Genomic DNA, 12,297 nt, shown 5'->3' on the forward strand with positions numbered 1-12,297 from the left:
TAGTTTGAATACGTATAAATTAACCTTGTTAGCTATTTTTGCTGCACTTGGCATAGTGGGTCGTGCTGCTCTAGCATTTATACCAAATGTTCAACCAGTCACAGCACTAATTATTATCTGTGGAATATTACTTGGTCCTGTTTCGGCTCTATTATTGTCGTTAATTGTAACGTTCCTTTCGAATATGCTGTTAGGAATGGGAATCTGGACAGTATGGCAAATTGTCACTTGGGGATTAATTGGTATTATTTGCGGATTACTTGGAAAGGTATTTAAAAAAATACATACCGTCGTTATCGTATTTATTGGAATAATTAGTGGCTACTTCTATGGATTTATTATTTCACTAACGACTTACCAGGTAACAGGGAAGTTTTGGCCATATTATATTTTAGGATTACCGTTTGATACGTATCATGCAATTGGAAATGCAGTTTTTATTATCTTATTATATCCGATAATAACTCATCTTTTGAGAAAATATGCAAATGATCGCTTTTGTATTCAACAACAACTTTAATGAATAATAAATAAAAAAATGATAAACCCGAATAATGGATTTTGCTTATAAAGTCCTTATTTGGGATTTTTTTATTATAAAGAAGTTATTTATTTCGGATTCGCCATTCTTATAGTAGAATTGAATTAGAAAAGGGGTGCTTAGTTATTGTTTCAACATGTATTATTAACTTGTCAAAATAAAATGCAAAAAGAGCGTTCAATTTCAGCAGTATATTATTTACTGCAAGGAAAACAATCTATTCAAACGATTCAAGATGCTCAGTTATTTGGGCTAACTGAATATTATGGTGTTTATAAGAATCTTACTAAACGTCGTTTTTTTGTGTTTGTAAACAAACTTGTGGAACAAAAGCTACTTCAACCCTCAACAAATACTAACTTTTATTACATAACAGACAAAGGGAAAAAAAGATTTGCAGGATCCGCAAATAACCTGGCATATTTGTCCGGTTTTCGTTTTCGACAGTTTGATCAAACTTTCTTTTGCAGGCTGTTATTATTAATTCAAGTATTAACAAATAGCAAAAAGCGAAATTTTACTTACATACCTATTATCGAAAATATAGATATCGAAAATTGGGTAAAAATGTATTATCAACATGTTAAAGAAGATATTGATAACTATTTAAAAAGATTACATGATGAGCTTACGTCTATATTGAAACAACTTCCGTTTAACCAACCATCTGTATTTTTGGATCAAATTACTAGTTATCATATCGTTGGTCTTACGGCAAATCAAACCGCTAAGAAACTACAAATGAATGAAGAAGATATTCACCTTATCACTACAAATGTTATTCATTTGATGTTAGCGACAATTATAAAGCAACAACAGAAATATCCATATCTTTATTCAATCGGCAAAGATTTATTTTCACAAATACTCCTAACGCAATCAGCAGATAGAACTCGCAATTTGTTGGAGCAACAATATACAATAGAAGAAATTGCTCAAATCCGTAATTTGAAAATAAACACTATTTATGATCATGTTGTTGAAATTGCGTTATCCGATCAAAATTTTTCTTTAATTCCATATATTTCTAAGGTCGATCAACAAGAAATTATTCAAGCAATCAGACGTATAAATTCCTATAAATTAAAAGACATAAAAGAAGCTGTGAATGAAAATATTAGTTATTTTCAAATTCGTCTTGTCTTAACACAAATAAATAATTTTAATAGTGGAAGTGTAATCGATGAGTCAATACGATAAAGATTTACATACTTATTTGCGAGAAATTTTTAAGCATGACAATTTTCAAGAGGGCCAAAAGGAGATTATTACGGATATTTTAAAAGGAAATGATGTTTTAGGAATTTTAAGAACAGGTTCTGGGAAATCACTTTGTTATCAGTTACCTGCAATCATGCTTCCAGGGGTAACTATTGTTGTCTCACCGCTTATTTCTTTAATGATTGATCAAGTAAGGCAAGTTAAATCTTATTACTATAAAGAAGTTGTAGCGATACACAGTTTTCAAAATAAAGAAGAACGTAGAAAGATTTTATCCCGATTATCCCATTATAAACTTATTTATGTTTCACCAGAGCTTCTGCAACAGGAAGAGTTTATTCGAACGTTACAAAAAATTGAAGTGAGTTTAGTTGTAATTGATGAGGCTCATTGTATTTCTCAATGGGGTTACGATTTTAGACCAGACTTTTTACGATTAACCAATGTAATAAAAGATCTCGGAAACCCACCTATTTTAGCACTAACAGGTACAGCAACTCCAGAAGTACAACAGGATATTATAATCAACTTGGATCGTCAAGCGATGAAACGTCATATTTATCCAATGGACAGGGAAAATATTTCTTTGTTGCTTTATCGTGTAAATGGATCCGAAGATGATAAGCTAAACTATTTAAGTTCACTTATTTCAACTTATCAACAACCTACTATTGTTTATTTTTCAAGCAGAAAATTAACTGAAAAAATAGCGTCGATACTGTCGCAAAGAATCCCTGATAAAAAAATTGCTTATTACCATGGAGGTATGGAAAACAATGATCGTCTAAAAATTCAACAACAATTTATGAATGAACAATTAGATGTCATTTGTTGTACAAGTGCATTTGGAATGGGAATTAATAAAAAAAATATACGGCTTGTCATTCACTATCATCTACCGACACAAATCGAATCCTATATTCAAGAGATTGGGAGAGCTGGAAGAGATGGAAAAGAAAGTCTTAGTATCCTGTTATATAAGGAAGGGGATATCCATGTTCCGTTACAAATCATTGAAAATGAACTGCCCACAAAGAAAGAAATAGCTTTTGTAATGAATCAGCTTTATTTATTGTATCAAAAAGGGAAGACGACCATACCCACTAGTGATGATAAGCTAGAAGAAATATTTCAACTACCAATCACAAAATGGAGATTTTTACACTATCAATTTGAATCACATGGTATGATGAAAGGGAATATAATTCAGTTTGATAAAAAACATTGGCAGGAAATATTTCAAAAGATTAATCGGTTTTGTACAATAAGAAGAAATTTAAAATATGAACGTTTGGATGAGCTGATTAATTGGGTGAATTCGAAAGATTGTCTCCGAAACGAATTATATAAGAGTTTTCAACATAAAGTTCCTAAAAAAGATACGCAATGTTGTAGTAATTGTGGTTTTTCATTTGAAGAATGGGAAAAATCACTTCATCCGATCAAAAAGGAAAAAATAAATACTTCATCTTGGCAACATCAATTGGCAGATTTATTATTAATAGGGGAATGATATGAAACAATCAGAAATTATAAAAAACATGTCCGCTGAAGAAGTTAAGAATCAATTATTATTAACACAAGGTTGCTTTTTTTTACTAAGTATTTTTTTAAGTTATTTTTTATTTGATCATATTGCAGATTGGTTCCTTTATTTTTCGGTAGATTTGAAAGCAATTTTACTTTTTGGTATATTTTCGGCGATATTAATTGTCGTAATCGAGATCGTTTTGTATTCGTTTTTACCTAGTCGTTACTTTGATGACGGTGGCATCAATGAAAAAGTTTTTAAAAATCAATCGATCGGAAACATATTTCTTATTGCAATTGTTGTTGCGATTTCAGAAGAATTTCTGTTTCGAGGAGTCATTCAAACATCATTTGGTTATATATTTGCGAGCACTTTATTCGTCCTCGTTCATTTTCGTTATCTGAAAAAACCTGTTCTTTTAGTTTTAGTTATTATAATTAGTTTTTATCTTGGGTATGTTTTTGAAATAACGAAAAACTTATATGTAGTTATTGCATTTCATTTTGTTGTCGACTTTTTACTTGGAATCTTTATGAAATATAAAAAGTGAGGTGCTTTCTTTTGAAACTTGACCATGAGGAAAATCAGGCGGAAAAACTATCTCAATTATTTGCTGACGTGGTAAATCAATCGGAAGAAAATAAAGCTAATGAAACGAAAGACAAGGCAGATGATTTTGTCGAAGTCGACGTATTAAATCTCCCGCCAAGGAGTGAGGTACATAAAACACCGAAACGAAAGTTATATATTCATTTAGGTTCTCCTTTTACAAGGTTGCTAACTGTATTAGTAATTTTAGTTATTATTATCGGTATTATCTATTTTATTGCAGGGGAACAAATTCTTTTATTTTTCAGTTAACCCAGAATGGGGGCTTTAAAATTGTACATCGTTTTTTTGACTATTTTATTTATTAGTGTTAGTTTCCTAGGCTATATGTTTTTTAAAGCCCACAACGATCATATTGTCTATGAATCAATTGAATTTCAAGAAATCCCGGAATCATTTAGAGGGTTTAATATTTTTTTCATTTCAGATATACACAGAAGAAAGATTAAAGAGTCTACGATTGAAAAGATTGATCAACATATTGACCTCATTATTATTGGGGGAGACTTAATTGAACGTGGTGTACCTTTAGAAAGAATGCGGCAAAATATCATTAAACTAAAAAAATGGAGGGCTCCCATATATTTTATCTGGGGAAACAATGATTTCGAAACAAATATAAATAAAATGAAACATATTTTAATGCAAGAAAATGTAATTATGTTAGAAGATAAAATAGTTTCTATTTACAAAGATAATGAAAAAATAAAGCTGATTGGATTAAAATATTATGAAGACCGATATGCGGAACATTCGGTTAATTGGAATGAGTTAAAAGATGATTTTACAATTTTGTGTACACATAAGCCTAGTGCTTTTTATGAATTAAATGAAGCAGTTAAAAAACAAATTAATGTGATTTTCGCAGGTCATACGCACGGTGGACAAATTCGGATTTTTGGTTTTGGATTTTATAAAAAAGGAGGCACATTTTCGTATCAAGGATCAACAGTTATTATTTCAGAAGGATATGGGTACACGATGCTACCACTACGTTTAGGAACCAGAGCCGAATGCCATGTAGTTTCTTTGCAACAAAATAGTACAAATGCTTAATCCGGTCATATACTACTATAGTAGAGAGTTTAAAAAAATGATATTATGAAATAAAGAAAAAATAAATTATAGATAGGTTAGGAGTGGACACGTTGAAAATAGCTGTCCTTTATGGTGGGATTTCAAAAGAGCGAGATGTTTCTATTTCATCAAGTAAGGGAATAATAGACGCATTAAAAGCAAATGGTCATGAAGTGATTGGAATTGACTTTCATCCCGATCGTTTACATGAAATAATTGAATTAAACGTTGATTTAGTTTTTATTAGTCTTCATGGTAAGTTTGGAGAAGATGGATCGATACAAGGGTTATTAGAAATGTTAAATATTCCTTATGTAGGATCGGGAGTAATGGCCTCAGCAGTTGCTATGGATAAATTCAAAGCAAAACAGTTATTTAAAGTTGTAAATATACCAATTGCGAGAGGTGAGCGATACCGAGTAACCGATCAGACAAATATAAATGATCTTGTTGAAAAAATTCATCATAATTTTGAGTTACCGTTTGTTGTAAAACCAAATCGCGAAGGGTCAACACTCGGTCTTACGATTGTAACCAATAAAGACCAGACAGAACAGGCAATTAAAAAAGCGGTTCAAAGTGATGAGTTTATTTTAGTTGAACAATTTATCAAAGGAAAAGAGTTAACTGTTCCTGTAATGGGAAAAATGAATGAGGAAATTGCTTTACCTATTATTGAAATCATTCCTAAAAATGAATTGTATGATTATGAATCAAAATATGCAGAAGGTGGCAGTGAACATATCATTCCTGCACAAATTAGTGAGGAACTTACCACAAAAATAAAAGAATTTGCGGTCAAAGCACATCAAGTGTTAGGTTGTGAAACATACTCCAGAGCAGATTTTTTATTAACAGATGAAGGAGTACCGTATATATTAGAGGTGAATACTTTACCTGGTATGACACCGACGAGTCTTTTTCCTGATTCTGCACGCACAAATAATATCTCTTATAATGAAATGATTGAGACGCTAGTGCAATTAACAGTCAATTAAAATGTAGTTCATTACCCTTTGGCTGATAAATCAATCGTTTCAAGTAATTTTGGATTGCATAATTGACTTAAAGGTGTATACTAATCACAAAGAACAGCTATTATTTACATTTATATGTTATTCATAGGAGGTAAACTAATGGTAGCCGATAAAGCAGCAGATTCCAGTAAAGAAGAAAACGAAAAAACGAATATTTTAACATCGACAAGGGCTGTTGTAAAAGAAGCTTTGGATAAGTTAGGTTATCCAAATGAAGTTTATGAACTATTAAAAGATTCTCTCCGAATGCTAAAGGTTAGAATTCCTGTACGTATGGATGATGGTTCGATCAAAGTGTTTACCGGATTTCGAGCTCAACATAATGATGCAGTTGGACCGACAAAAGGTGGGGTTAGGTTTCACCCTGATGTAACTGAAACAGAAGTTAATGCCTTAGCAATTTGGATGAGTTTAAAAGCAGGTATTGTAGATTTACCTTATGGTGGTGGTAAAGGTGGTATTATTTGTGACCCACGTGAAATGTCATTCCGAGAACTCGAAAATTTAAGTAGAGGGTATGTCCGGGCAATTAGCCAATTCGTTGGGCCAACGAAAGATATACCAGCCCCTGATGTTTTTACAAATTCACAAATAATGGCGTGGATGATGGATGAGTATAGCCGAATTGACGAATTCAATAATCCTGGTTTTATTACTGGAAAACCGATAGTCCTAGGTGGTTCGCATGGTCGAGAATCTGCTACAGCTAAAGGTGTAACAATTTGCATTGAAGAAGCTGCTAAAAAACGTGGTTTTGAGCTAGAAGGAGCAAGAATTGTCGTTCAAGGTTTTGGAAATGCAGGAAGCTTTTTATCCAAATTCCTTCATGAAGCCGGCGCAAAAGTAGTTGGTATCTCTGATGCTTATGGTGCCTTGCACGATCCTGAAGGTTTGGATATTGATTACCTTTTAGATCGTCGTGATAGTTTTGGAACTGTCACTACGTTATTTAAAGATACGATAACTAACGAAGAGTTACTTGAGTTAGATTGTGATATATTAGTACCGGCTGCGGTCCAAAATCAAATTACAGAAAAAAACGCTCATAATATTAAAGCAGATATTATCGTCGAAGCAGCCAATGGACCGACCACAATGGAAGCTACTAAAATATTGACAGAACGTGGAAAATTACTTGTACCAGATGTGTTAGCTTCTTCAGGTGGTGTAACTGTTTCATACTTTGAATGGGTTCAAAATAATCAAGGATATTACTGGCCAGAAGAGGAAGTAGAAGAAAAGTTGTATGAAGTGATGAAAAAATCATTTGATACAATTTATAATACTGCCCAAACTAGAAATGTAAATATGCGTTTAGCTGCCTACATGGTTGGAGTTAGAAAAATGGCAGAAGCATCTAGATTTCGCGGTTGGGTATAAATATTTAATAATTTGACCCCTATGAAAGAATAAATAGGGGTCTTTTATAATGGTCTAAATTTTTTTGTAAAGGGGAGCTACGGGTGATAGAACATACGATAATCGTTGGAGCTGGCCCATGTGGTCTATCATGTGCACTTGAGTTACAACGATATAACATAAAACCGCTTATAATAGAGAAAGGAAATATAGTCGAAACAATTTATCGATTTCCAACCCATCAGACCTTTTTCAGTACAAGTAAAAATTTGGAGATCGGCGACTTTCCTTTTGTTACTGACAAGTTTAAACCTGTACGAAATGAAGCTTTAGCGTATTACCGGGAAGTTGTTAAGCGTAACGAACTTCGAATAAATCCTTTTGAAACAGTAACGAATATTATGAAAAAAGATGACCTGTTTTATCTTTATACAAATAAAAACGGTCAAGAAATACAATATATTGCCAAACATGTTATCATTGCAACAGGTTATTATGATCAACCTCAATATTTAAACATAGCAGGAGAAAACCTCCCTAAAGTTATGCATTATTTTAAAGAAGGCCACCCATATTATAATACAGATGTTGTAATTATTGGTGGGAAAAATTCGGCAGTAGATGCTGCACTAGCTCTTTATAAGGCAGGAGCAAATATAACCGTCCTGTACCGTGGATCAACGTATTCAAAAAGTATTAAACCATGGATTTTACCAGATTTTGATTCGCTTGTTCAAAAAGGTCGAATCTCCATGGAGTTTAATGCAATTGTGACCGAAATAACTGAAAATAACGTAATATACCGTGTTAACAATGAAGTAAAACATATTAAAAATGATTTTGTATTTGCAATGACAGGGTATCAACCGAATATTTCTTTTTTAAAAAAGATTGGTGTAAATGTAGATAATACAACAGGTAAACCTGAAAAGGATGAAAATACATTTGAAACAAACATTCCTAATTTGTATGTTGCTGGAGTAATAATTTCCGGCTTTAATGGGAACGAAACTTTTATCGAGAATGGCAGATGGCACGGAAAGGCAATTGCAGCGTCAATATTAAAGAAAGACTAGGACAAAAAGTGTTTTCTTCGTAGAAAATTCGAACGAATATAAACTTCTCTTGGAAAAAGTTTGTATTATTGTGCGGATTTTTTTGTTGCTTTTAAACTTATTTGCACAATAATCCATAAACTGTGCAGTAACTTAAGATGATAAGTTATCGGTCAACTTCGCTACTGCACCGTTGATTTCCGCCTCCGGGCAGTTCGCTTTCCGCGGGCACGGCTTCAGCCTCTGAAGCAGAAAACCACTGCTTCTGAGTCTTCAGACACGTGCTTTTCCCGCAGGAGTCGACTGCCCTCCGGCTCCAATCAACAATAAAGATAGTAGTAACAAACTGTGCAGAGCCGTTTACCAAACATACCCAGCGAAGGAAATACACGGAGACTCCTGTGGGAGGACAGGCCTAGGTGAGACCCAAGTGCGTAGCACGATGGGGCTCAACAGCCGCCCACGGAAAGCGTAGTGTATTTCCGTAGCGGTATTCTGCTTTGTGACTGCGTTCATTTTTACACAGCGGAATTGATCTGGTTTTTAAATTTTCACTACTGCACAGTATCCTTCAACTATCTATTAGTAACGAAATAATGGCGCAGTTTATTTCCTTTATGCAAAAATGCCCTACATTATTAAAGTTATTAAATTAATGATTTGAGATATCAATCCGAGTATCTGTTAATACTCACTTTATTGGTACGTAAGTTGATAATATTTATTCATGAGAGTAGCGCTTTGAGAGTTTTTCCTTATGAGAATTAAACACTTCTTCTAAAGAGATATTATATTTATTGGCAATTATAATGACGTTACCCAACACATCTCCTAACTCTTCTACTAAATCTTCTCTATTTTCCATATAGGATTCCGTTTTTTCGTCTGGCCGATCCCTCCCAATCTCAAGAGCTCTTATGGCTTGTGCTACTTCTCCAGTTTCCTCCGCTAAAAAGCCAATCCGAATAAAGATGTCTAGTTCAGACCAGCCTCTATTTTCATAATAATCATTTACCCATTGTTGAAATTCAGTTACATCCATTTTTTAGCACTCCTTAAATTTCACTACTATAAAGTTTAACAAATCATGAAGACTTCTGTATAATATAAACGCTGAATCCGATAAGGGGGCTTCTTTATGAAAAGTATAGCTGTATTTTGCGGTTCCAGTGCTGGAGCATCTAATGTATATATAGAAACCGCGAGAAAATTTGGGGAAGAACTAGTCAAACGCGATATTACACTTGTTTATGGTGGTGCAAGTGTTGGGGTAATGGGAGCTGTTGCCGATGCTGTCTTAGAAGATGGTGGACAAGTCATTGGGATTATGCCTAGTTTTTTGGAGAAAAGAGAAATATCTCATAAAAGATTATCAGAATTGATTGTTGTTGATTCTATGCATGAAAGAAAGGCTAAAATGGCAGAGCTGGCAGATGGCTTTGTCGCTTTACCAGGTGGACCAGGCACATTAGAGGAATTCTTTGAAATTTTTACATGGGCTCAATTAGGCCTTCATCAAAAACCTTGTGGTCTTCTAAACATTAATCATTACTTTGCTCCTCTTGTTGAACTGTTTAATCATATGACCAGAGAACAATTTTTACACGAAAAGTACCGTTCGATGGCACTTGTAGATGTTGAACCAAGTCAATTACTTGATAAGTTTGATTCTTATGAAGCCCCAACCGTAAAAACGTATCTTAATGAAAAACAGATTTAAAAGCATAACAACAGACCAAACTACAAGCATATGGTCTGTTGTTAATCCAACTAAAATTGAGCCTAAGCACGGAAAATCAAGGTTAATAAATAACAAACCAACTTGATGAAAGAAATTGGTTTCTATATTTTTGGGAACGAGCGACATTATCATGACTCTAGGCGAAAAATTTACGAATACCGTATTTGCTATTTGTGGAGGGCTTCTGTCAACATTGAAAAATAAATCAACATTAGGATACAATAAGATTCAACTATTCTTCCTAGCCTACAAATAATTTTAGAAAGGAAAGTTATCTATATGATGAAGAAAAATGAACAAGTTTTCGTTGCAAGCGAATTTGCTCCTTTGAAAAGAGTTGTTCTAGCGCAATCACAATTTTCTGTACCTACCGAAGAAAATATGCAGAGTGATCAGTTCTTAACGGAAGATTCATTAGCAGTATTAAAAAATGCATACGGTAAAGATATCACAGATGCTTTACCAGAGGTACAAAAAAAGTGGGAAAATGAAAAGGAGAACTTTGAAAAACTGCTTAAAAAATATGGAGTTGAAGTAATCCGTCCTCGACTACTTACTGAAGATGAAAAAAACGACGCAAAAGAAAAGGGCTACAGCAATTTCTTTGCAAGAGATCCTTTCTTTGTTATAGGGAAAATGATTATTGAAGGAAGTATGAAATTTAATCACAGAAAAAAAGAAGTTATGCCCATACGACATATTTTAGAACAAGAAGCAGAGCAGAATGAGTGCCTTTATTTATCTGTACCACAGGCAGATAGATTAGGTGATTTTTTTGATATGAAAGGCCCTTTTCTTGAAGGCGGTGATGTTTTAGTCCTGAACAAAGAAATTTTCGTTGGTACGTCTGGGCTTGCTTCTAATCACGAAGGAATAGTGTGGTTGAGGAACTTTGTGTCAAACTTCGGGTATACAGTCACGGAAGTACCACTTCATTCTAAAATATTACATTTAGACTGTGCTCTAAGTCTGGTCAAAGATGGATTAATGATTGTTTGTGAAGAAGCCTTTCTCGAAGGTATTCCAGAGTCTTTAAAAGAATGGGATAGAATATCTGTTTCTTTCAATGATGCACAAAGATTAATAACAAATGGATTACCTTTAAATGAAGAAGTATACGTAGCTGACATGGAATTTCAACCAATAATTGGTGAGCAATTATCCAAGAAAGGGATAATGGTTGAATACATCGATTACAGTGTGTCTAGAAGCTTTGGTGGGTCATTTCGCTGTACGACACAACCTCTATTACGAATGAATGAGTAAATCTAATAAAATGTAGTGCTGTGGGTTTCAAGATGCATATAAAGGTCTTTGAAATCAACTTTCGAGGACATCAGTTTTATAAAACCAAACTTGATTAGTCGGAAAAGAATCCATTTTGATCAATCTTTTTGCAAAATTGATTCTTTTTATTTATTGTAAAATGTGGGGGTGAGAGGTGTTTATGATCAAAGACTTCTGTGGCTTCCAGTAAGATTACAGCCTCATCAGTTGATAAATTTGTAGCAGCCACTCTTCCAGATGAATAGATTTACCTTAGAGATTAATCATCCCCCAACTTGTAGTGCGCTTGTGCTTACGGTAGAGAATAGCGGTTAATCATTCCCCAACTTGATGTTCCTTCGCGCTTACGGTAATAAATAGCGGTTAATCATTCCTCAACTCGCTGTGCACTCGTGCTTACGAATGATAAAGGCTGTTGTTCCCGTCTAATCAATCTTCATGACTTCCCCATAGACCTTCTCTGAGGCTAAATACCTCATCATACAGTTCCAAAATCTTTTGATAAAAAATAACTCCCATTAAAAATAATGTCACACTTTTAGTGAATCATTAATTTTACAAGGAGGTATGGTCTAGTAAATAGCTTTTCATTCACTGGTACATTTTGTGTCATAGTTGATACAAAATGTCACTAGTGTTTTTTTATTTTCATTAGCTGTAATCATGATTATTATCTAAAAATAAATTAATAGCGTTAAATATATTTTACTGTTTTATAATATAAGTTTTTCAATATTCCTTTTACTATTTTGAAAAAATGTTCTTATTAATGCATAAAAAGGATATTAAATCAAAAAATACAATTGCAACACTATTAATTAATTGGAGGAAAGAGAATG

Annotated in this window: 12 protein-coding genes; 11 read left to right on the forward strand and 1 reads right to left on the reverse strand. The window is 33.5% G+C overall.

What is annotated here, in order from left to right:
• The first annotated feature begins 4 nt into the window (after positions 1-4).
• The 9 genes from ACPYKA_RS02470 (at position 5) to ACPYKA_RS02510 (ending at position 8,451) form a co-directional block, all read left to right on the forward strand.
• A complete protein-coding gene (locus tag ACPYKA_RS02470; protein WP_479540837.1) occupies positions 5-520 on the forward strand; it encodes an ECF transporter S component in 516 nt (171 codons plus the stop codon).
• 147 nt (positions 521-667) lie between these two features.
• Positions 668-1,741 carry a YpbB family protein gene (locus tag ACPYKA_RS02475; protein ID WP_479540838.1) on the forward strand — a complete coding sequence of 358 codons (1,074 nt, stop codon included), beginning with the start codon at positions 668-670 and terminating at the stop codon, positions 1,739-1,741.
• Complete coding sequence (locus tag ACPYKA_RS02480) at positions 1,725-3,275, forward strand: RecQ family ATP-dependent DNA helicase (protein WP_479540839.1); 1,551 nt, start codon at positions 1,725-1,727, stop codon at positions 3,273-3,275. Before ACPYKA_RS02475 ends, ACPYKA_RS02480 begins: the two co-directional genes overlap by 17 nt.
• Position 3,276: 1 nt before the next feature.
• A complete protein-coding gene (locus ACPYKA_RS02485) occupies positions 3,277-3,843 on the forward strand; it encodes a lysostaphin resistance A-like protein (RefSeq protein ID WP_479540840.1) in 567 nt (188 codons plus the stop codon).
• Between the two features lie 11 nt (positions 3,844-3,854).
• Complete coding sequence (locus tag ACPYKA_RS02490; RefSeq protein WP_479540841.1) at positions 3,855-4,154, forward strand: hypothetical protein; 300 nt, start codon at positions 3,855-3,857, stop codon at positions 4,152-4,154.
• Positions 4,155-4,175: 21 nt separating this feature from the next.
• The gene (locus tag ACPYKA_RS02495; RefSeq protein WP_479540842.1) at positions 4,176-4,958 is read left to right on the forward strand and encodes a metallophosphoesterase; all 783 of its coding nucleotides are present in this window, start codon (positions 4,176-4,178) and stop codon (positions 4,956-4,958) included.
• Positions 4,959-5,050: 92 nt separating this feature from the next.
• Positions 5,051-5,977 (forward strand): D-alanine--D-alanine ligase, encoded by a 927-nt coding sequence (locus ACPYKA_RS02500; RefSeq protein ID WP_479540843.1) that lies wholly within the window; start codon positions 5,051-5,053, stop codon positions 5,975-5,977.
• Between the two features lie 138 nt (positions 5,978-6,115).
• Positions 6,116-7,396, forward strand: coding sequence for a Glu/Leu/Phe/Val family dehydrogenase (locus tag ACPYKA_RS02505; protein ID WP_479540844.1), 1,281 nt, complete (start codon positions 6,116-6,118; stop codon positions 7,394-7,396).
• A gap of 83 nt (positions 7,397-7,479) precedes the next feature.
• Positions 7,480-8,451, forward strand: a complete 972-nt coding sequence (locus ACPYKA_RS02510; RefSeq protein WP_479540845.1) for a YpdA family putative bacillithiol disulfide reductase — start codon at positions 7,480-7,482, stop codon at positions 8,449-8,451.
• Positions 8,452-9,151: 700 nt separating this feature from the next.
• Here ACPYKA_RS02510 and ACPYKA_RS02515 read toward each other — a convergent pair.
• A complete protein-coding gene (locus tag ACPYKA_RS02515; protein ID WP_479540846.1) occupies positions 9,152-9,472 on the reverse strand; it encodes a MazG nucleotide pyrophosphohydrolase domain-containing protein in 321 nt (106 codons plus the stop codon).
• 96 nt (positions 9,473-9,568) lie between these two features.
• Here ACPYKA_RS02515 and ACPYKA_RS02520 point away from each other — a divergent pair, with 96 nt between their 5' ends.
• Both ACPYKA_RS02520 and ACPYKA_RS02525 read left to right on the forward strand, forming a co-directional pair.
• On the forward strand, positions 9,569-10,150 hold the full coding sequence (locus tag ACPYKA_RS02520) for an LOG family protein (RefSeq protein WP_479540847.1): 582 nt from the start codon (positions 9,569-9,571) through the stop codon (positions 10,148-10,150).
• Positions 10,151-10,450: 300 nt separating this feature from the next.
• Complete coding sequence (locus ACPYKA_RS02525) at positions 10,451-11,437, forward strand: dimethylarginine dimethylaminohydrolase family protein (protein ID WP_479540848.1); 987 nt, start codon at positions 10,451-10,453, stop codon at positions 11,435-11,437.
• The last annotated feature ends 860 nt before the right edge of the window (positions 11,438-12,297 follow it).

Origin of the sequence: Pseudogracilibacillus amylolyticus (SeqCode) (assembly GCF_051918545.1) — a bacterium.
In the GTDB taxonomy this organism is placed as follows: domain Bacteria; phylum Bacillota; class Bacilli; order Bacillales; family Amphibacillaceae; genus Pseudogracilibacillus.